We start from the raw sequence: 21,938 nt of genomic DNA on the forward strand, positions 1-21,938 counted from the left end.
CACACGCATAAGGGGGAGCATGAACATATGAAAACGGTAATCCAAATCGAAGACATGAAAAAGGTATATCATGTGGGAGATCAGAAGATAGAAGCCCTCCGCGGCGTAAACCTGACCATTGGCGAAGGGGAGTTCGTAGCGATCATGGGTCCCTCCGGATCGGGAAAATCGACGATGATGAACATGATCGGATGCCTGGACCGGCCCACTTCCGGAAAATACGACCTCGACGGCTATTCGATTCTGGAAGCGAAGGAACATGAGCTGGCGATCATTCGAAACCGAAAAATCGGGTTCGTATTTCAAAAGTTTCATCTTCTTCCGCGGGCGACGGCGCTCGCCAACGTGGAACTGCCGATGATGTACGCGGGAGTGCCCGCCAAGGAGCGGCGTAAAAGAGCGATTGAAGCTTTGGTTCAGGTAGGGCTGGGGGACCGGCTTCTAAACAAGCCGAGCGAGCTGTCGGGGGGACAGCAGCAGCGGGTGTCCATCGCGCGGGCGCTCGTGAACCATCCGGTCGTTTTGCTGGCCGATGAGCCTACGGGCGCCCTGGACAGCCGGACAAGCACGGAGATTATGGGAATCTTCCAAAGGCTGAATGACCGGGGAGCGACCATATTGCTTGTCACGCATGAAATGGAAACGGCCGAATACGCCAAACGGCTGGTCGATTTCCGCGGCGGCGCGATCGTCGGGTCGAGGGACATCATGAACCGCAGACTGGCGGCGGAGGAATCGGGCGGATGAATGTAACGGAAATCGTACGCGTATCGATTGCGAGCCTGACGGCCAATAAGCTTCGTTCCCTGCTGACCATGCTGGGGATCATCATCGGGGTGGGGGCGGTCATCGCGATCGTAGCGATCGGCAAAGGTTCGGCGGCCAGCGTTGAAAAGGAAATCAACAGCATGGGCAGCAATCTCATCATTGTTTATTCTTATGTTCCGGACGTTGGCGAAAACGGAACAAATTCGTATGAAGCCAACCCAATGACGCTGGAGGACGTTCAACGGATCGAAAAGCTGCGTACCGTTGCCGGCGTCGCCCCCAAAGGCGCCTCCGCCAGCGCAAAGGCGGCAAGGGGGCACCGGAATTTCGATATTCAAGTGGAGGGGACCCTCAACCGGTTTGACAAGGTATTCAGATTTAAATTCGCGCAAGGCAGAAGTTTTACCCAACATGAGATGGAGCACGGCATGAATGTGGTCATTCTGGAAAGCGAAGCCGCGAATCGCCTGTTTTCCGGGGATCAGGGGAATATCGTCGGGCAGACGATCCAGATCAACCGGATTCCATATACGGTCATCGGCGTGCTTGAAAAAATGGAAGGTTTCACTACGCAAAACGATCAATTATACATTCCGATTACCACGATGAAAAACCGTTTCGGCGCAAAAAGGATCGACTCGATGTTCATCTCGGCGACAACCCCGGAACTGATCGACAAAGCGAGCGCGGATATCGGAGAGTCGCTCCGGATTCAGCATAATTTGAAGCCAAGCGACGCCCGAAATTTCAGGATCGAAACCCAGAAGGAATATTTGGAGTCGGCGCAGGGCGTCAACCGGATCATGACCAACCTGCTTCAGGGGGTTGCCGCGATATCGCTGTTCATCGGGGGCGTCGGCATTATGAACATCATGATCGTATCCGTGACGGAAAGAACGCGCGAAATCGGGATACGCAAGGCGATTGGGGCCGGACGCGGACATATTATGACGCAGTTTCTGGCCGAAGCGGTGATCCTCAGCATGCTGGGTGGAGCAACCGGGATTTTGTTTGGCATCGGAGCGGCGGTCCTGCTCGAAAAATTCGCCTCCTTGCCGATCGTCATTTCGCTTCCGCCCATCCTGCTGTCCTTCCTTAGCGCGGTAGGGATCGGCATTCTGTTCGGCGTTTATCCGGCCTACAAGGCTTCGCGTTTGAAACCGATCGATGCGTTAAGTTACGAATAAATTGCGCATCTATTAAGTTAAGTGCGTCGACTGCCAACCAATAATTTACTTTACTTAAGCGACGATCGAGGCGTATAATCCGTTCAGACATCAGAGAGAGCAGGGGGAATGAATGATGAACAACGGATTGATCAACGCGATCATCGCGTATATCATGTGGGGGGTTCTCCCTCTTTATTGGAAATTGTTTGACCATGTGCCGGCAGGCGAAATTCTGTCACACCGGGTTGTCTGGTCGTTCGTCTTCATGGGTATTCTCGTCGCCGTCCAGCGCCGCTGGGGCGACATGAAGCGGATTGCGGCTAGCCGCTCGCTCCTGCTAGCGCTCACCGCCAGCGGGCTGTTGATCGCCGCTAATTGGCTCATCTTCATCTGGGCAGTCAACAACGGCCATGTCGTCGAGACTAGTCTCGGCTATTATTTGAACCCGCTGCTGAACGTCCTGCTAGCGGTCTTCTTCCTTCGCGAGAAGCCAAACCGCGGCCAATGGCTCGCGATTGCCATCGCAGGCGCCGCGGTGCTCATCATCGCCATCGACTACGGGCGGTTCCCGTGGGTCGCGATCTCGCTGGCCGCGTCGTTTGGCTTGTACGGCCTCGCGAAGAAAAAGATCGTGCAAGACGCTTCCGTAGGCTTGTTGTCGGAGACGGCTGTCGTTTTGCCCGTCGCGCTCGGCTACTGGATCTATTTGGCCGCCGCGGGAAAGGCGACGGCATGGACGCTGCCTGCGTCCATGTTCGTCGAACTGCTTCTTTCCGGCGTGGTAACGGCGCTGCCGCTGCTCTTTTTTGCGCGGGCGGCCGCCCGGATGACGCTGTCCGCGCTCGGCTTCGTACAATACATCGGGCCGACGATCATGTTGCTGCTGAGCGTATTCGTGTTCAAGGAATCGGTTTCGCCGGTTCTGCTCATCGGCTTCGCGCTCATCTGGACGGCGCTCGTTGTATATGGTGCGGCATCGGTTCGCGGCACGAAAATCGCAAAGGCGGCTGACGGCAAAGGCGTCCCGGTTCCGTCAAACCGCAATATGCGATCAAGCCGTTAATGAAATGACGGAATTGTTCGGAGAGTAACTTTCCCGTGAGAAGCCAGTTGCCCTGTTGGGCAGCTGGCTTTCATATGGTTCGTCCGGATGGCTAAAGATCAGAAAGGTTAGCTGAACGGAATCCGACGGTCCCCAGCCCAATGACTAACGGATAGTTCTCTCGTAAAAGCATCGAGATGTAGTTCAATACCGGGGGATGGATGCTGCGCAGCTTGTTTCAAACAGCAATTGGCACAGCATGATGAAAATTGACATTGGATGCCTGAATTATGGTACATTAATACCAAGTTCGAAAGATCGGGAGTTGGACAAGTTGCTCTATAAATTCGGTTTTTCCCAGTATGAAAGCAAAGTTTATGAAACGTTGGCGCAGTCGGTGCAGCCGATGGACGCGACGATGATCGTCAAATATTCGGGCGTGCCCAAGGCAAAAATCTACGAGGTCATTTCCCGGATGGTAGAGAAGGGGATGGTGCTCGAGTCGATTTCCGAAAAGAAAAAGCTGTATACGGCGCTGCCGATTCCGCTTGTCGTCGAAAAACTGACGGCCGAGTTTCAGGCGGATATCCAGGAGCTTGAGCGGCAAAAGCCGAAAAAAGAGATCGTGGACGACCGCGTCTGGAGTTTGAAGGCCGACGCCTCGATCCACGCCCAGATCAAGCAAATGCTGCTGGAAGCGAAAAGTTCGATCCGCTATTCGTCGTGGAAGGACGATTTCCAAACGGTTTTGCCGATCCTCGAGGAAAAAGAGCGCGAAGGCGTTGCCGTCGAGGCGCTATCGGTCGGGGAAGTCCCAAGCGGGCTGAAAAAACTGGCCGTGATGGAGCCGAACGAGCAGCATGTGACGCTGGAACGATTCAGGCTGCTGATCGTGGACGACGCGGAAGCGATTTTTGCGGGCATGGAAGACGGCTCCTGGCAGGCGATCAAAACAAGATCGCAGCCGTTTGTGCGCGTCTTTACGGATTATTTCCACCATGACGTGCTGCTGACCCAAATTACGACCAAATATCATGATGTTTTGATGAACGACAAGGAAATCATGGCCCAGCTCCTGCAGCTGCGGTACTGATCCGCGTCGGACGCTGACAGACGATCCCCTCAAGCGGGCGGAGCTTATGCTCTGCCCGCTTTTTTATGCGATCCGCCGGAAGACGAGTCAAAAACGGCTCATGAATCGCCGGATGCGACTTCTTGGGCAGCTGAGCCTGGAAGGAAAAAAATGTGCTTGCTCACGAATTTGATATAAGTTACTATTACGGTAGTAACCAAAGAGCGACAACCAGAGAGAAGGGAGCAACACCGGCATATGAATTTTAAAATTTACATTTTGGCGATAGCCTGTTTCGTGACCGGCATGGTCGAGCTGATCGTCGGCGGCATTTTGGATTTGATCTCTAGGGATCTTCACATTTCCCTAAGCGCCGCCGGGCAGCTCATTACGCTGTATTCGATCGTGTTTGCGATTTCCGGCCCGCTGCTGCTGACGGCAACGGCACGCATGGAGCGGAAGCGGTTGTACCAATGCGCGCTCCTCGTCTTTATTGCCGGGAACGTCCTGTCGATGGTCAGCCCTAATTTTGCGACGATGGTCGTCGCGCGGATTTTGTCGGCGGCCAGCAGCGCGCTGATTACCGTATTGTCGATCACGATGGCTTCAAGAATGGCCAGCGAGGAATTTAAGGCCAGAGCCATCGGCGTCATTTTTATGGGCGTGAGCGGTTCGCTGGTGCTGGGGGTGCCGCTGGGCATGATGCTTGGAAACGCGTTCGGCTGGCGCGCGCCTTTCGTGATGATCACGGTGTTGTCCGTCGTTTCGCTTGTCGCGATTCAGCTTTTGATCCCGAAAACGGAGCCGGAGCCGGCCATTCCGCTGCGCCGTCAGCTGGCTTCCCTGAAGAACGGAAAAATCATTTTCGGGCAGCTGATCTCGGTCTTGATGCTGACCGGACATTTGACGCTTTACGCGTATTTGACGCCGTTTTTGCAGGAGACGCTGCATTTGAGCCCGTCGGTGCTCAGCTTGTTTTATCTCCTGTTCGGCATTGCGGCCGTGCTCGGCGGCGGATTCGGAGGCTGGGTGACGGATAAGTTCGGGGCGGAAAAAAGCATTTTGGCGATCGTAAGCGTATTTGCGGTCATTATGTTCCTGATGCCGCTTTCGACCGTTTCGATGTATGTATGCCTGATCGTCATGCTGGTGTGGAGCGCGCTCAGCTGGTCGATCTCTCCGTCGATGCAAAGCTACCTGATCAAGTCGGCGCCGGAATCGTCCAACATTCAGCAAAGCTTGAACAGCTCGGCGACGCATGTCGGGATCGCCGTCGGTTCCGCGGTCGGCGGGATCGTGATCGAAAGCTCCTCGGTCTATTACAATGCTTGGGTCGGGGTGATTTTCGTCATCCTGGCGCTTGCAAGCGCCGTGGCGTCGATCAAGTGGAAGTCCGCCCGGACGGCAGCCGCCGATGCGGCGGCGACGGCACGGACGCTGCACTAACCATGGATGGGAGGGAATGCCGTTCCCGGCAGTTCGGCGGGGCGGCGGAATGATGAGCGGATCCTATCTTTTGGAATCGGCCAAATCCATGGCTTTGACGCTGCAGCTGATGCAGGGAACTCCCGGGATGGATGGCGGTGCGGCCATGGGCCAGGATCGCCCGGCAGCGGTGTGCGAGCAGCGCGCCGAAACGGCCGCCGCCGGGGCATCGGCAGAAAAGGGCGCCCAAACTCCGGTTTGGCCTGCGGATCAAGCCCGGGGGGAGATCAGCCGGCAATCGCTGCTGGATTTTTACGATCAATTGGCCTTGCTGCGGAGCGATCCGCTGATCAACGGACTTTTGGTCAACGGGGAATTTAAGCTGGCCGCTCCGGAAGATGCCCATGTGTTCGCCTATGAGCGCAGCCTTTCGGGCAGGCGTTTTCTGATCGTATCGAACTGGAGCAAGGAGCCGCTTGATTTTGCGCTCGGCCGCGATTTCGTCGAGGGCAAAGTGCGGGTGACCGTTTATCCGGAAATCGTTTTGACGGAAAAGATGAGGCTGCGGCCATACGAGGCGTTTGCGGTGCTGGTATAGCCCGATATTCATGCAAGGTTATAAATGATGCGAGGCGAACGATTCCGGTTACGGGCGTTCTTTCGATCGCTGCTCTAAGAAAAGGCTTGGCTTATCCGCCAACCTATCAGAGAAACCCTGTCCTTCTTACGGAGGAACAGGGTTTCTTTTTGCGATCGTTGACGTCCATCGCCGCTTTCGTCGTTTTGATGGGCGGTTATTTGATATTATGCATAATTCCACGGTAAAGAAAATCTGCCAAATCCTCATTGCTGTATTGATGAAAGTAATTTTTGAACCGGGCATCGAATTTGTAGGTATGGGCAATGCAAGCCAGCAACTCTGCATCGCACGGCATGAATTGCATTAACATGTTTTTCCACTCCCCGATCCATCGCTGCACTTCATCGGAGGAAGGATCCTGATGGATGCAAGACGCAATTTGCCTGAAAATTTCCTCCATGGAGGAAAAAAGCTTTTCTCTTTCATCTGGACATATTTGTTCCAACGTTGCATTATACGATTTGTACGCCTCGGTTTCGCCGTAAACCCATCTTGCCTCATTCGCGTATTGTTCTTTCAAGGGCAAAGCGGAGGTCGTGTTGAAGATCTGCAAATGACTAATATCATTACCCGATACATATTCTTCGAGAGCTGCCATGATGGTTTCCAGTCTTTGTTTTTTCGATAATAAGGTTTGTCTTTGTTTTTTCAATGTTTGTTGCTGTTCCTGCTTGGGCAACTTTAAAAAGTCCGCAATGTCTTTCAGGGAAAAATCCAATTCCTTTAAAAACAAAATGGTTTGAAGTTTTTCCAAACTGCTTCGGTCGTATAGGCGATACCCTTTTTCCGTCAGATGCGTCGGTTTGAATAAATCAATTCTATCGTAATAATGCAGGGTCCGGCTGGTAATGCCCGTAATCTGGACAATATCATTAACCGTTAATAATGGTTTCTTCATCCCAAAATCCTTTTGCTTCGTCAAGTATTTGATCAGCAGGCGTTAGGGTGGCCTCAAAGATCGTTTTTCCTGTTTTTCTTAAATAATATTGGATCAAATAATATCCGCAAGCGTAACCGGCGCTATAAGGCATATGGACCGGTGTAAAGTTTTGAAGTTTCGCGATCTCGTCGCCGTAAAGATACGGAGCGATTTGATCAAACCCGGTTACGTTCAATTTCTCTCTAATCACAGGCTTGATGTGCCTGTTCAGCGTGTCTGCGTTTGTTTTCGTTACCCAAGGGCCGAGCCATTCTTCGCCAAACATGAGCGTGGCATAGTTTTCAGCCAATCCTTCGCTGACAATGAGTTCGCCCAAATGAACGGTATGATCCCACCGAATAAATTGATAACGCACGTTATGGTTGCATTCATGCGCCAGCGCAACCTTCATCCGGGGAATCGTGTACCCATTCGGCAAGAGCGTGCCCCAGATAAACCCGGGAATGCCCCCGAAGCCGCTGTATCCTTCGTTTATAGTTAAGGAACGGTTTTCAGGATTCCCGAGTTGAACGGTAAACAGATAATCGGTTACGGGGAGGTTTATTCCATGCTCTACAAATAGAGACAAGCTTTTCTTCACAGCCTCCTCACACTCTTGCCAAAAGGATTCGGACGAAATCAGCCCGATCTCTTCCGAAAGCTGAGGGGTAATCTGATCAGGGGACCGATGCATCATGCTATTAAACGCGATAACATCAAACCCATGAGGCTCTTCAGCTTTAAAAGGAATCTGTTGAATTTGCCATTGCTTCATAAAGGGGGCCATCATTTCGTTTCGGAACAATTCAAGTTTTTCTTCGGGCGAAGCTTGGGCAACTTTTTGGTAAATCCGATCTGAACGCAGTGTTTTTATATTCATAACTCTCACTCCAAGTCGTTTTATAGTGAGAATTATGCGCTATGACCTAACGTCATAGTCAAGTACCTTGGATCAAATTCTGAACGGATTTGTTTTTTACAGTTAAGGTCAAGCTTTTTGCAGCCGGCTTATTCCTTTGACTGCTGCAAAATGCCGCTCATGTTGACCTGCTCGATCATATGCCCGATGTTGCCTTCGCCTGCGTACAAGGTCATGTCGAAAAAGTTTTGGCCAAGATCGCTCCAATACAGCTCGTTTTCGTCGCCCACGGCATCGACGTCGCGTTTCAGCCTGCCGGCATACACCTCGACGTAACAGTGCTGCAAATAATACGTAAAATCCATGACGTGATGAAGCGTCACGTCTTCCGGGGAGATCCCGGTTTCCTCCATAAGCTCCCGGTAAGCGGCATCCATGCCGCGCTCGCCGGGTTCGATTTTCCCGCCCACCAGATTGCTTAAGCCTTTGTACGGATCTTTCAGGCGTTTGCACATCAGCAGCCGGTCCATGTCTTTGCTGTAGATCATGACGACATTGTATCCTTGCATGTTCGATTCTCCTTATACAGAACTGCATATTTGATCATGACGATAGCATAAAAGAGGGGGGGCGGACAATGCAAAAGGCGTGCCTGTCGGGAAAACCCGGGCAGCACGCCTTGCTTCGTTTTATCTTGCCATCCAGCCGCCGTCCACGCAGAGGACATGGCCGTTGACGTAATCGGATGCGGAGGAGGCGAGGAAAATCGCCGCGCCCTGGATGTCCTCCGGCGTTCCCCAACGTCCGGCGGGGATCCGTTCGGTGATGGATTTTTTGCGTTGTTCGTCGGCCAAAATTTGCGCCGTATTATCCGTGATCATGTATCCCGGCGCGATGCCGTTGACCTGTACGCCGCTGGCGGCCCATTCGTTGGCAAGCGCTTTGGTCAAACCTGCGACGCCGTGTTTGCTTGCCGTATATCCCGGCACGTTGATGCCGCCTTGATAGGAGAGCATCGAGCAAATGTTGATGATTTTGCCGCTGCCGCGTTCGATCATATGCCTGCCGGCTATTTGCGACAGCAGGAACACGGAGTTCAGGTTCAGGTCGATGACGTCGAACCAGTCTTTTTCGCTGTGGTCTTTGGCAGGGGTCCGGCGGATGGTCCCCGCGTTGTTGACGAGTATGTCGATGCTGCCCGTCAGCTGCAAAGCTTCGTCGAACACGGCCTGCAGCCCCGAGGCATCGCTCAGGTCGGCCTTGACGGCAGAAGCTTTGCGTCCCAAAGCCGCGGCCTTTTCGACGGCCGCTTCGGATGAACCGCGGGCCACGCACACGACGTTCGCGCCGGCTTCGGCGAGCCCGATGGCGATGCCCTGACCCAGGCCGCCGGAGGTGCCGGTGACCAGCGCCGTTTTGCCTTCCAAACTAAACAGATTCATGCTTTCATCCGCTCCTTGACTGTGACTTTATCCTTCACCGGTCTCCCGCAAGTTCGATCGGAAGGCCGGCTTTGCGGTACTCCGCAAGCACCGCTTCCGGCAAACCGTCGTCCGTGATGAGACCGTGGAGTTCCTCAAGCCGGGCAAAGGTCCGGAGCGCCGTCTGCCCGAATTTATGATGATCCGCCACCGCGATCCTTTCGCGGGCGGTGTCGATGAGCGCCCGTTTGAATGCGAGCAGTTCTCCGGTATAGACCGACAGCCCGTGCTCCAGATGGATGCCGGTCGCCGAAATAAACGCTTTTTGGATGTTAAGCTCTTTGACGTACGCCACGGCTTCGGGGCCGGTCAAGATGTTGCGCACCCGGTAACCGCCCGGAACCACGAGATTGATTTTGTCTTTTTTGGAAAGCTCGCTGATGATATAGACGTCGTTCGTAATGACCGTATACGGCTGGTTGGGCAGCAGGCGCGCGATTTCCAGCGTGGTGCTGCCGCCGTCGAGGGCGACGATGTCGCCGGGCACGATGCGGTTCAGCGCCGCTTGGGCGATGTTTTTTTTCATCTCCAGGTTTTTGGAAATCGGCTCTTTGGAGGGCAATATGCCGAATTGGTCCGCCTGGGCCAAAACGGCGCCGCCGTGAACGCGGCGGATGAGCCCCTGCTCCTCCAGCTTGGTCAGGTCCTCGCGGATGGTTTTGCCCGTGACTTTCAATATGTCGCTAAGCTCCGCCACCGTAACTTCTTGATTTGTCAGCAGCGCTTCCATAATCTTCTCGTGCCGCAGGATCGGGTTCATGTACAAGCCTCATTTCGAATCAGGGTTAAACTTGAATGCATTTACGTTCTATTGTAATTCCTTCATGTCCACCGGGTCCATATCGGAATAAATTTTGTTGTCGCCGGCCATGCCCCAAATAAACGTATAATTGCTTGTGCCCACGCCGCTGTGGATCGACCAGCTCGGAGAAATGACGGCTTGCTCGTTCCGCATGACGATGTGGCGCGTTTCGCTCGGCTCGCCCATCAAATGGAACACGACGGCATCGTCCGGCAGGTCGAAATACATGTATGCTTCCATCCGGCGCGGATGCACGTGCGCAGGCATCGTATTCCACATGTTGCCCGTTTTGAGCAGCGTCATGCCCATGACGAGCTGCGAGCTTTGGATGCCGTTCTGATGGATAAAGCGGTAGATGGTGCGTTCGTTGGAATTTTCGATCGAGCCGAGATCGGCCGATTCGGCATCGGCGAGCGTTGCCTTTTGGGTCGGGTACGCTTGATGGGCAGGCGCCGAATTCAGGTAAAACTTGGCCGGAGCGGCAGCGCTTTCGCTTTTGAAAACGACTTCCTTGTTGCCCATGCCGACGAACAGGCATTCCTTGTGGTCCAGCTCGTAAGACTCGCCTTCGACGAAGACCGTGCCTTTGCCGCCGACGTTGATGATGCCGATTTCGCGGCGCTCCAGGAAGTAACCTACGCCGAGCTCTTTCAAATCCACGTCCAGACGCACCGATTCGTTCACCGGAAACGCGCCGCCGATGATCATGCGGTCTTCATGCGTGAGGACAAGCTCCAGACGGTCCGGGGTGAACAGCACCGGAATGTGGAATTCTTCGCGCAAACGCGCCGTATCGAACTGTTTTACTTCCCGCGGATGCGATGCATATCTTCTTTCCAAAAGAAACACTCCCTTTTCGTTCATTTATGTTCATATCGTTCACATACGTTCACTTTAGCTCTTTTTGCCGTTCTTGGCAACCACTTTTTGCCGCCGGACCAGGCAGGAACTTTCGAAGGCAAACATGCGGCATGCAAAAAATATTTTGCAAATAATGTCCTTGGTGGATGTACAAAACTTAAAAAAGGTGCTACATTGAATATACATAATCACTTGTATATAAAGGGTTTTTAACAATATTGATGTCCTCTGATTGCGGACACATGTATATTTAGGAGGGATTCGCATGCCGAGTCATTCGCTGGACCGGTTTTTAACGGAAAACATCGAGGATTTAAAAAGCAAAGGCTTGTACAACGTCATTGACCCGCTTCAAGGACCCAACGGACCGACCATCCTGATCGGAGGGAAATCGCTGATCAACCTGTCCTCCAACAACTATTTGGGGCTCGCTACGGACGAACGATTGGTAAACGCTTCCATAGAAGCCGCAAAAACCTACGGCGCAGGCGCGGGGGCGGTCCGGACGATCAACGGCACGTTGGATCTTCATCTGGAGCTGGAACGCAAGCTGGCCGAATTCAAACATACGGAAGCGGTCATCGCCTACCAGTCCGGCTTCAATTGCAACATGGCGGCCATATCCGCGGTCATGGACAAAAACGACGCGATCCTCTCGGATGAGCTGAACCATGCCTCCATCATCGACGGCTGCCGTTTGTCGAAGGCGAAAATCATCCGGTTCAAGCACTCGGACATGGAAGACCTGAGAGCGCAGGCGAAAGCCGCCAAGGAATCCGGTTTGTACAACAAAATCATGGTGATCACCGACGGCGTGTTTTCCATGGACGGCGACATCGCGAAGCTGCCCGAAATCGTGCAAATCGCCGAAGAGTTCGATCTGATCACGTACGTGGACGATGCCCACGGATCCGGCGTGCTGGGCGGGGGAGCCGGGACGGTGAAGCATTTCGGCTTGTCGGACCGGATCGATTTCCAAATCGGCACCCTTTCCAAAGCGATCGGCGTCGTCGGCGGTTACGTGGCCGGCTCGAAAAAGCTGATCGAATGGCTGAAGCTGAGAAGCCGCCCGTTCCTGTTTTCGACAGCTTTGCCGCCAGCGCCCGTGGCCGCCTGCATCGCTTCGGTCGACATTTTGATGAATGACAAGACGCTGATCGAGAAGCTGTGGGACAACGGGAATTACTTGAAAGACGGGCTGAAAAGAATCGGCTTCGACATCGGAAACAGCGAGACGCCCATTACGCCGTGCATTATCGGGGACGAAGTCAAAACCCAGGCATTCAGCAAACGTTTGTATGAGGAAGGCGTATACGCCAAAGCGATCGTGTTCCCGACGGTGCCGAAAGGAACCGGACGGATCCGCAACATGCCGACGGCTGCCCACAGCAAGGAAATGCTGGATCAGGTTCTTGCCGTCTACGAGCGCGTAGGCAAAGAGCTGGGGATTATTTAAGCGGGATCGATTGCGGGATGCTGCAAGTCCGGTTGCCGGGAAGCCAACAGGGGAGGAATAACGATGAAAAAAATATTGGTGACGGGAGCGCTCGGCCAGATCGGATCCGAACTGGTCGCGAAACTGAGACAACTGTACGGCGCCGATCAGGTCGTTGCGACCGATATCCGAATGTCCGGTCATGAGGTGACGCGATCCGGCCCTTTCGAAACGCTGGACGTAACCGACGGTAAAGCGATGTTCGAGCTCGCCAAGCGCCATCGGGTGGACACGGTCATTCATTTGGCGGCGCTTCTCTCCGCAACGGCGGAGGAAAAACCGCTGCTCGCCTGGAACCTGAACATGGGCGGGCTGGTCAACGCGCTGGAAACGGCCAGGGAGCTCGGCTGCCAGTTTTTCACGCCAAGCTCCATCGGGGCCTTCGGCCCGTCGACGCCGAAAAGCCATACGCCGCAGGACACGATCCAGCGCCCGACGACGATGTACGGCGTGAACAAGGTATCGGGCGAGCTGCTCTGCGACTACTATTTTCATAAATACGGACTCGACACGAGGGGGCTGCGGTTTCCCGGGCTCATCTCTTACGTGACCCCTCCCGGCGGAGGCACGACCGATTACGCGGTCGAGATTTATTACGCTGCCGTGAGCAAAGGGCGTTATGCATCGTTTATCGACAAAGGCACCTTCATGGACATGATGTACATGCCGGACGCGCTTGATGCGATCGTGCAGCTGATGGAAGCGGACGGTTCGAAGCTGAAGCACCGCAACGCCTTTAACGTGACGGCGATGAGCGTCGACCCGGAAGCGATCGCCGCTTCGATCCGCAAGGTGCTGCCTTCCTTCGTGCTGGAATACGACGTCGATCCGAAAAGACAGGCCATCGCCGAGAGCTGGCCGGACTGCATCGATGCTTCCGCCGCCGCGGAAGAATGGGGCTTCCAGGCGCGATACGACCTGGATGCGATGACGACGGATATGCTGAGCCAGCTCGGCGCCAAAGAGCGGATGGCCCGGAACGCCTGAATATTTTAACCTTCAGCAGCTGAAGCGAGCTGCCTGCCTTGCCCGATCGGGGGCAAACGCAGGCAGCCGTTTTTTTTTTGCGGGCAAAAGCGGAATTCGCGAGGCATGCCCGAAGTGGTCATCCGGTCCATGGATCGACTATAATATGAAGCAAGCCCCGGTTTGACCGGAGGTCCATTTTCAGGGAGAAGGAGTTGCATAATCATGATCCAATTTCCGAGGCCTGACGTAGAGCAGTTTTTTCAAACCTATCTCATTCGTTCCTTCGGCATAAGCAAAGATGAAAAGCGGCTGGTTTTCAGCAGCACGCTGAACGGCAAATTCAATTTGTGGGCGATGGATTTAAACGGGGATACGCAGTACCCGTATCCGCTCACGTACAACGATCAGATGTGCAATTTCGTGAAGCCGGACCCGCAGGGCAGACATCTGCTTACGGCCTTCGACCGGGACGGGAACGAAAACTACCAGCTGCACGCCCTTCGCTGGAACGGCGGCGAGCCGCTCCCGCTGTTCGAAAACGCATCGCCGGACGAAAAACATGAATTCGTGCATCTGTCCGAAGACGGCAACCGCGTTTATTACACGACCTCCAAAGACAATCCGAATTTCCTTAACTCCCGCGTTTACGATCTGGAATCGAAGCAGGACAGGCTGCTGCTGGAAGGCAAAGACACGGTGACCATGATCAGCGCCGTCAGTCCGGACGAAAAGACCTTTGCCTACACCAAAATGTACGCCAATACCCACTACGTAAGTTATCTTTTGCTCGAAAACGGCCAAGAGGTCTGCCTTACTCCGTCTCCGGAGCGGTCCCACATGTCGGGCAACGTGCAGTTTCTGGATAACGACAACGTCGTGTTCGCGACGGATTACGATTCGGATTTTACATACATGGCGCATTTCAGCATCAAGGAGGGGGCTTTCAAACGGCTGTGCGGGATCGACCGGGAATCGATCGGCGCCCTGCGCTTGCATAAGGAAACGCAAACCGTCTATATCGTGACGGAAAAAGGCGTCGAAGACCGCCTCTACGCATACGCCTTGGACAGCGGGGAACTGACGCCGATCCCGCTTCCGGCCGATATTCTCGAGCAGATGTTTGTCGCGGCTTCGGGCAACCTGTATATCCTGGGACGAGGCGCGGTGAAGCCGTTGAACATTTACCGCTACGACGGAAGCGGGTGGACGATGCTCACCAAAAACGTACTGACCGGGCTGACGGAGGAAGATCTTGTCGCGCCGGAAGTGGTGACCTATGCATCCTTTGACGGCATGGAGATCGAAGCGCTCCTGTTCCGGGCCAAAGCGGAAGCCGCCAACGGCTGCACCGTCTTTTGGCCGCACGGCGGGCCGCAGGCGGCGGAACGCAAGCAATTCCGCGCGATGTTCCAATATATCCTGGCCGGGGGATACAACATTTTTTGCCCGAATTTCCGCGGCAGCACCGGTTACGGCAGCTCGTTTACGAAGCTGGTGGAGCAGGATTGGGGCGAAGGGCCGCGGAAGGATTGCCTGGCCGGAATGGATTGGCTGTTCGAGCAGGGCATTTCGAGCCCGGATCGCCTGTTCGTGGTCGGGGGCAGCTACGGCGGCTACATGACGCTGCTGCTGGCCGGGCGGAATCCGGAATATTTCAAGGCGGCCATCGACATTTTCGGCGTCAGCAACCTGTTTTCGTTTTACGGTTCGGTGCCGGACCATTGGAAACCGGTCATGGAGCAGTGGCTTGGCGATCCGGAGCGCGACCGCGAACGTTTCGTCAAGGATTCGCCGATTACGTATCCCGACCAAATGGTCAACCCGATGCTCATCATCCAAGGCGCAAACGATCCGCGCGTGGTCAAGGCCGAATCGGACCAAATCGTGGAGGCGCTGCGGGCGAAAGGGCGCGACGTCGAATATATCGTCTTTGAGGATGAAGGCCATGGCATAACGAAAAAGGCGAACGAAAAAGTCGCTTATGCGCGGATGGTCGAGTTTTTGGACCGCTGCCAAGCGGCCGTTCTTAAGCCGTAAACGGGAGTCTCCCGTTTTAAAGTTCCTATGTAACGCAGATTCCATCATTCAGAGGCGGGGAGCGGCCTGCAGCCGGCAAGTTGGGCTGGGGCCGCCCTTCTATAAACCGGAGAAAGAACATAGAAAGATGAACGCTTATGTTTTGGCTTACATACTGGATGTATCATATTAGGTATATAGTTTGCATATACAAACCTTAATTTGATATAATCAATCGAGGCATTAGTATGTGAATAAAAGGACAGACTGGAAGTGAGTGGGATGCAGTCAAGCCAAAAACCGCTATACATGATCATCATGGAAGACTTGAAGGAAAAGATCCTCACCGGTCATTACAAAGAAGAAGAGCAGCTTCCGACCGAAGTGGAGCTGGCCGAGCAGTCCGGCGTCAGCCGGATCACGTCCAAACGAGCCCTGATCGAGCTGGAACGCGAAGGCCTGATCTACCGCAAGCGCGGCAGCGGGAGCTACGTCAAGAAGCAGGAGCCGAAACACGCGTTCGAAGGCGGCGCTGCGTCCACGGCCGCTCCGATCATTTCCATGGTTTTGCCCTACATGGCGACAAGCGAGCTTGATTTCATTAAAGGCGCAACGGATTACCTGGATTCGAAAGGTTATTATTTGAGCATCCACAACAGCAACTGGAGCAGCGAACGCGAGCGCGAATTTCTGCTCCGGATTCCGAAAAACGGCTCGGCGGGCATCATCCTGTATCCGATGAGCACAAGCAGCAACATCGATTTGCTGAACATGCTGTATTGGAACGACTATCCGCTCGTGATGATCGATCAGTACGCCGACAGCCTGCCGGTGACGAGCGTCGTCTCGGACAACGTCAAAGGCGGCTACATGACCGCAAAACATCTGCTAGAGCTGGGGCATGAACGAATCGCGTTCATATCCAGCATCAGCATCGATTTCCGCAGCACGGTCCGCGACCGGTACCAAGGCTACTGCAAAGCGCTGCGGGATCACGGGCTGCCGATCGATCCCGAACTTGTGATCACCGACTTTTACCGCGAAGCCGACAAGGACCCGAATGCCTTCTACCCGAAACTCGTCGCCAAGGCGATGGAGCTCGGGGTGACGGCGATTCAGGCCGAACATGACCATTTGGCGGTCGAGCTGCTGCGCAGCGCCATCGGGCTAGGCATTGACGTGCCGGGGCAGCTGTCCATCGCCGGATTCGATAACCATATGATTTCGAGCCTGGTCGAAGTGCCGCTGACCACCGTCGCCCAGGACTACAGCGAAATCGGCCGCAAAGCGGCCGAGCTGATCGCCTCGCGGATCGAAGACCGGGGCAGGCCCGGCGAGCGGGCGCTCGTGCCGGTGCGGCTGATCGAAAGGGCGTCCACCTCCGCGATCGCAACCCGTGTTTCCGAACAGCAACAAACCTGAACTTCGCGGCGGAATTTTTGCCAATACCGTCTTAACCAGCGGGCCCCGGAACGATTTCCGGGGTCCGTTTTTTTGGGGGCGATATCGGGTTCATGACGTTCCCGTTTGTCATTCTCCGATCCTAGTTTTTATTGGCCTATTCGGCTTTGAGTATAATTAATATTATAAAAATAGAATATAAGATATATTCACTATTTACAAAATCTAGGTACCCGATTATAATAACTCGTGTAAGCGGTATAAAAGATATATCTAATATGATATATGACGCAGTTCGTTCTGACTTCCAAGGCTTCAGAATCGCTTTGCATATCGCTTATTTTTTTGTGCAATTCATGTAAGCGCATTCTTTTTGCGGGTTCCGCAAGCGTGCAAAGGGGTGATCCGGTTTTATTGCTTTGAAGTTTCATCGGTCTTTTCTGTATTGGCGATTCAACAATTCTAATCCGAAACGGAAAAAATGGGGGATGAACGCGTGAAGAAGATGAAAGGACTTTCCATGCTGCTTGCAGTGCTGCTGTTCGTATTCGTGATTGCAGGATGCTCGGGCGGCGGCAACAGTGCAAGCGGTTCCAACGAGAGCAATAAAGCCGCGCAGCAGGAGCCTGCGCAGGAGACGGCCAAAGAGCCCGACAAAGACCAGCCGGCCGCGGCGGAAGAGCAAAAAATCGATCTTGGCGGGGACACGATCAAAATCGGCGTATGGTACGACGATGCCGATCCAAGATTGCTGAAGGAAAAAAGCCCTGCGGATGAAGAGCAAATCAAGCTCATCGAAGAAGTGGAAAAGAAATACAACACCAAAATCGAATTCGTCAAATTCGGCGACTACAACAAATACGTCGAAAACTTCACCACGACCTCCCTTTCGGGCGAGCCTTTTGCCGACATCGTGCTGCTGGAGCTGTTCTGGGCTTTCCCGACGCTCGCCAACAAGGATTTCATCCAACCGATCGACGACAAGCTGGATTTGAACGATCCGAAGTACATCGACTGGATGAAAAAAGGCGGCAGCTATAAAGGCAAGCAGTACGGCATGACCGATTCCTCTCCTTCGCCGTACGGCCTGTTTTACAACAAAACGCTCGTGAAAAAACTCGGTCTCGAAGATCCGTACGAACTCCAGCAAAAAGGCGAATGGACATGGGAAAAGTTCCGCGACTTCGCCAAGAAAGCGACGAAAGACACAAACGGCGACGGCAAAACGGATATTTTCGGCATCGCCGGCGCTTACGGCAAAACGAATTATTTCACGGAGCAAATGGTGTACTCCAACAAAGGCTCCGTCGATAAGGATGCCGAAGGCAACATCAAATTCTCCCTGAACAGCGAAAACGCGATCGAAGCGCTTCAATTCGTCGCCGACCTGTACAACAAGGACAAATCCATCATGCAGCCCGTTCCGGAAGACGCAAGCAAGGAATTCGTCGCCGGCAAAGGCGTCATGTACGGCGGCTTCAGCTGGGAGCTTGGCGGGCTTCTCGACAACATGAAAAACCAGGAGCTGGGATACGTCTTTTTCCCGAAAGGGCCAAAATCGGATAAATACGTTTCTTATACGCCGTTCGGCAACATGTTCATGGTCGCGAAATATTCCAAGCATGCCGACGTGGCCGCAAAAATCATGGATGAAATCAGCCTGCACGATGCGGGCAGAAAGCTTGCGCAGCAATCTTGGGAAAGCTCCTACCCGAACAAGGAATCGCTGGATACGCGCAAACAAATGGCGGACAGCATCGATTACATTTCCTACTACGCCATTCCGGACGGCGGAACGCTGTTCGAAAGCGTCGTCAAAGATATCACCGCAGGCAAAATCTCTCCTTCTACCGCCGTCGACAAGGTGAAACCGCAGTTCGAAGCCAACATCAACAAGCTGCTTCAGGACAGCAAATAACCGCGCGGCAGATAACAGCTCTATAACGCATGCCTCTGTTTCCTTTGGATGAAGAAAATGGGGGCATTGCTCAAGAGAAAGGGGGAGCCCATGCACAGACCGATAATGAAGGCAGCATCCGTCCTGCTTGCCGCAGCGATCTCCGCAAGCATGATCGCCGCCGCGCAAGGGCCGCTTTCCCGCGATGTTTCGGCTTCGGCCGCGCAAACGCCGGAAAGGCTGGACTTGAGCGGCATCAAGCCATCCGTGAAAGCGGGCGGATACGAAGCATATTTGTCCAAGCATCAACATGAGGAGCCTTCCGCCGAAGACGTCGTCATTGAAGCAGATGCATTCAGCAAGGCCGAAGGCATGCAGGTGTCCGTCCTGCAGGACTATGAAGGCGAACCGGGCAAGTCCATCCGTACGGCGGATGCCGGCACCGTAACTTGGCAGTTCGATGTGAAGCAGGCGGGGCTCTACAACATACGCCTGAAAATGTTCACGGAGCCGGGCAAAGACTCCGATATCGAGCGGGAGCTGGCCATCGACGGAGCCGTGCCGTTTTCGGAAGCCAAAAGCCTGGTGTTCAACCGGGTTTGGAAAAACGAAAAACAGGAATTCGACCGGGATGCATCCGGCAACGACCTGACGCCGGGGCAAGTCGAAGAGCATGTGTGGCAGGAAATCACTTTAAAGGATAGCGCCGGCTCTTATGAAGAACCGTTTATGTTTTATTTTTCCGCAGGCAAGCACAGCTTGTCGCTGACTTCGATCAAAGAACCGATGGTGATCCGTCAAATGACGCTTTTGGCGCCTGCCGGCCCGAAGGCGTACGATGAGGTCGCGTCCGAATACGAGCGGCAAGGGATTCAGCCGGCATCGGGCGTTTTCATGAAAGTGCAGGCGGAAAAGGCGGCGTACAAATCTTCGCCGAGCCTGCTTCCGTACAACGATAGGTCCAATCCGGCCGTGGAGCCGTTCCATGTTTCGAAGCTGCGCAACAACGCCATGGGAGGTTACGGCTGGCGGCTGCCGGGGCAATGGATGGAATGGGAAATCGACGTGCCGCAGGACGGATTGTACCAGATCGCGATTAAACATCGGCAAAACTATCTGCGGGGCCTTTCCGTGCTTCGTTCGATTTACATAGACGGCCGGCTGCCGTTCAAGGAGATGCAAAACGTCGCTTTCCCGTACGGCAGCGCCTGGCAAACGAAAATGGTCGGCCCCGGCGGGGGCGAACCCTATCTGTTCCATCTGACGCAAGGAAAACACCGGATCCGGATGGAGGTGACCCTCGGGGACATCGCTCCGATCCTGCGTTCCGTGGAATCGAACATTTTGGAACTCAACGCGATGTACCGGAAAATCATCAGCTACACCGGCACCGTTCCCGATACGTTCCGCGATTACAACCTGGAGCAGCGCATTCCGGAGATGACGAAAGTATTCCGCGAATCCAGCGAGCAGCTCGAGGCAATCGCCAAAGCCATCGAAGGGCCGTCCGGGCAAAGCGACGAGCGGACCTCGATCATCCACACGGTCGCTTACCAGCTGAAAGACATGGCCGATAAGCCGGAAACCGTGCCGTCCCGCGTCGAAACGTTCAAAACGAACGTCGGGGCGCTCAGCTCCTGGATGCTGACGGTCAACGAGCAGCCGCTCGCGCTCGATTACCTGATCGTAAGCTCGCCGGGAAGCAAGCTGCCGGAGGCCCAGGCCGGGGCCTGGAAGAAGCTTGTCACGGGAGTCGACGCTTTTTTTGCTTCGTTTTACGAAGATTATGACGACATTTCAAGCGATGCCGACGGCAAAAACAGCGTTTCCGTATGGGTGACCTCGGCCCGGGACCAGGCACAGGTCATCAAACGCCTCGTCGAGGATCAATTCACGCCGCAGACGGGGATTCAGGTGAACCTGAAGCTGGTGGCGTCGGACGTGATCCTTCCTTCGACCGTCGCGGGCAAAGGGCCGGACATCGCCCTGCAGATCGGGAACGATCTTCCCGTCAACTATGCCAGCCGCAGCGCGCTGCAGGATTTGTCGGCTTTTCCGGACTTCGGCGAAATCAAGGACAGATTTCATGCGAGCGCTCTCGTTCCGTACGAATATAACGGTTCCTATTACGCGCTGCCGGAGCAGCAAACGTTCCCGATGCTTTTTTACCGCAAGGACATTATCGAGGACGAGCTGCATTTGAAGGTGCCGCAGACGTGGGACGACGTATACGAAATGCTGCCCGTGCTGCAAAAGCATAACCTGCAGTTCGGACTGCCGCAGAAGCCGCTCGATTCCTTCGGCAACTATGTGTCGAACGCCAATATCGCCACGATGGCGCCGAACCCCGCTTTTGCGATGTTCCTGTTCCAGAACCAGGGGCGGTTTTACAAGGACGGCGGCATGGCCGTCGACCTCGATTCCGAGACGGGAATCCAGGAGTTCAAGCAATGGACGGATTTTTACGTCAATTATAAACTTCCGATTTCGGTCGATTTCGCCAACCGGTTCCGCACCGGGGAAATGCCGATCGGGATCGTGGACTACACGATGTACAACAAGCTGAGCGTGTTTGCGCCGGAAATCAAAGGGCTGTGGTCCTTCGCGCCGGTGCCGGGAACGCCCGGGACGGACGGCAAGCTCCACCGCGAGGTCGGCAGCAGCGGGTCGGCGACGGTCATGTTCAAAGGGGCCCGCAATAAGGACGCCGCCTGGCAATTCATGAAATGGTGGACCAGCAAAGAAACGCAGATCGCCTACGGACGCCAAATGGAAATCCGCATGGGGGCTTCGGCCCGTTATCCGACGGCGAACAAGGAAGCCCTGGCCCAGCTCCCGTGGCCGACGCAGGATTTGCGCAAGCTGCAGGATCAGATGCAGTGGGTCAAAGGCATTCCGGAAGTGCCCGGCGGTTATTTGACCGGCCGCAACATCGACAATGCGTTCCGCCGCGTCGTCGTGCAGGGCGAGGATCCGCGCGAGACGATGGATAACTACGTCAGGGCGATGAACGAGGAAATTACGCTCAAACGCAAGGAATTTAATCTCCCTACCCAAGAAACGAGGGACCTTCCATGAAACAGCAAATCGCCAAACGTCCCGTCATGGCGGGAGCGAACGCG

General features: G+C 54.4%; 18 protein-coding genes. 12 read left to right on the forward strand and 6 right to left on the reverse strand.

The window, feature by feature from the left end; translation table 11 throughout:
* Positions 1-27: 27 nt before the first annotated feature.
* From NYE48_RS08540 to NYE48_RS08565, 6 genes are all read left to right on the forward strand, one after another.
* Positions 28-747 carry an ABC transporter ATP-binding protein gene (locus tag NYE48_RS08540; protein WP_212951731.1) on the forward strand — a complete coding sequence of 240 codons (720 nt, stop codon included), beginning with the start codon at positions 28-30 and terminating at the stop codon, positions 745-747.
* Entirely contained in the window at positions 744-1,955 is a 1,212-nt protein-coding gene (locus NYE48_RS08545; protein ID WP_340998043.1) for an ABC transporter permease, read from the forward strand. Before NYE48_RS08540 ends, NYE48_RS08545 begins: the two co-directional genes overlap by 4 nt.
* A gap of 115 nt (positions 1,956-2,070) precedes the next feature.
* Positions 2,071-3,000: an EamA family transporter RarD gene (rarD, locus tag NYE48_RS08550; RefSeq protein ID WP_212950798.1), complete on the forward strand. Its 930-nt coding sequence runs from the start codon at positions 2,071-2,073 to the stop codon at positions 2,998-3,000.
* A 313-nt stretch (positions 3,001-3,313) separates the two neighbouring features.
* The gene (locus tag NYE48_RS08555) at positions 3,314-4,072 is read left to right on the forward strand and encodes a TrmB family transcriptional regulator (protein ID WP_340998044.1); all 759 of its coding nucleotides are present in this window, start codon (positions 3,314-3,316) and stop codon (positions 4,070-4,072) included.
* 237 nt (positions 4,073-4,309) lie between these two features.
* A complete protein-coding gene (locus tag NYE48_RS08560; protein WP_212950800.1) occupies positions 4,310-5,497 on the forward strand; it encodes an MFS transporter in 1,188 nt (395 codons plus the stop codon).
* Positions 5,498-5,549: 52 nt separating this feature from the next.
* Positions 5,550-6,074 (forward strand): hypothetical protein, encoded by a 525-nt coding sequence (locus NYE48_RS08565; RefSeq protein ID WP_212950801.1) that lies wholly within the window; start codon positions 5,550-5,552, stop codon positions 6,072-6,074.
* 196 nt (positions 6,075-6,270) lie between these two features.
* Here the strand turns inward: NYE48_RS08565 and NYE48_RS08570 are convergent, their stop codons facing one another.
* The 6 genes from NYE48_RS08570 to kduI form a co-directional block, all read right to left on the reverse strand.
* A complete protein-coding gene (locus NYE48_RS08570) occupies positions 6,271-7,014 on the reverse strand; it encodes a MerR family transcriptional regulator (protein ID WP_036706776.1) in 744 nt (247 codons plus the stop codon).
* Positions 6,989-7,915: a DUF2268 domain-containing protein gene (locus NYE48_RS08575; protein ID WP_340998050.1), complete on the reverse strand. Its 927-nt coding sequence runs from the start codon at positions 7,913-7,915 to the stop codon at positions 6,989-6,991. Before NYE48_RS08575 ends, NYE48_RS08570 begins: the two co-directional genes overlap by 26 nt.
* Positions 7,916-8,043: 128 nt before the next feature.
* Complete coding sequence (locus tag NYE48_RS08580; protein ID WP_036706782.1) at positions 8,044-8,463, reverse strand: NUDIX hydrolase; 420 nt, start codon at positions 8,461-8,463, stop codon at positions 8,044-8,046.
* 120 nt (positions 8,464-8,583) lie between these two features.
* Positions 8,584-9,336: a 2-dehydro-3-deoxy-D-gluconate 5-dehydrogenase KduD gene (gene kduD / locus NYE48_RS08585; protein ID WP_212950803.1), complete on the reverse strand. Its 753-nt coding sequence runs from the start codon at positions 9,334-9,336 to the stop codon at positions 8,584-8,586.
* A gap of 34 nt (positions 9,337-9,370) precedes the next feature.
* Positions 9,371-10,135: a DeoR/GlpR family DNA-binding transcription regulator gene (locus tag NYE48_RS08590; RefSeq protein ID WP_036706788.1), complete on the reverse strand. Its 765-nt coding sequence runs from the start codon at positions 10,133-10,135 to the stop codon at positions 9,371-9,373.
* A 48-nt stretch (positions 10,136-10,183) separates the two neighbouring features.
* Positions 10,184-11,017 (reverse strand): 5-dehydro-4-deoxy-D-glucuronate isomerase, encoded by an 834-nt coding sequence (kduI, locus tag NYE48_RS08595; RefSeq protein WP_340998053.1) that lies wholly within the window; start codon positions 11,015-11,017, stop codon positions 10,184-10,186.
* A gap of 286 nt (positions 11,018-11,303) precedes the next feature.
* On the opposite strand from kduI, the gene NYE48_RS08600 reads away from it, so the two are divergent.
* The 6 genes from NYE48_RS08600 to NYE48_RS08625 all read left to right on the forward strand — a co-directional run bounded on the left by NYE48_RS08600 (position 11,304) and on the right by NYE48_RS08625 (position 21,894).
* Positions 11,304-12,494, forward strand: coding sequence for a glycine C-acetyltransferase (locus tag NYE48_RS08600; protein WP_340998055.1), 1,191 nt, complete (start codon positions 11,304-11,306; stop codon positions 12,492-12,494).
* A 63-nt stretch (positions 12,495-12,557) separates the two neighbouring features.
* Positions 12,558-13,520, forward strand: coding sequence for an L-threonine 3-dehydrogenase (locus tag NYE48_RS08605; protein ID WP_340998057.1), 963 nt, complete (start codon positions 12,558-12,560; stop codon positions 13,518-13,520).
* Positions 13,521-13,724: 204 nt separating this feature from the next.
* On the forward strand, positions 13,725-15,539 hold the full coding sequence (locus NYE48_RS08610) for a S9 family peptidase (protein ID WP_340998058.1): 1,815 nt from the start codon (positions 13,725-13,727) through the stop codon (positions 15,537-15,539).
* 261 nt (positions 15,540-15,800) lie between these two features.
* Positions 15,801-16,940 carry a GntR family transcriptional regulator gene (locus NYE48_RS08615; RefSeq protein ID WP_340998060.1) on the forward strand — a complete coding sequence of 380 codons (1,140 nt, stop codon included), beginning with the start codon at positions 15,801-15,803 and terminating at the stop codon, positions 16,938-16,940.
* A gap of 484 nt (positions 16,941-17,424) precedes the next feature.
* Positions 17,425-18,837, forward strand: coding sequence for an ABC transporter substrate-binding protein (locus tag NYE48_RS08620; protein WP_246537001.1), 1,413 nt, complete (start codon positions 17,425-17,427; stop codon positions 18,835-18,837).
* A gap of 90 nt (positions 18,838-18,927) precedes the next feature.
* A complete protein-coding gene (locus NYE48_RS08625; RefSeq protein ID WP_340998062.1) occupies positions 18,928-21,894 on the forward strand; it encodes an extracellular solute-binding protein in 2,967 nt (988 codons plus the stop codon).
* Positions 21,895-21,938: the final 44 nt, after the last annotated feature.

The sequence above is a fragment of the Paenibacillus sp. FSL M7-1455 genome (assembly GCF_038004655.1).
GTDB lineage: Bacteria > Bacillota > Bacilli > Paenibacillales > Paenibacillaceae > Paenibacillus_AQ > Paenibacillus_AQ cookii.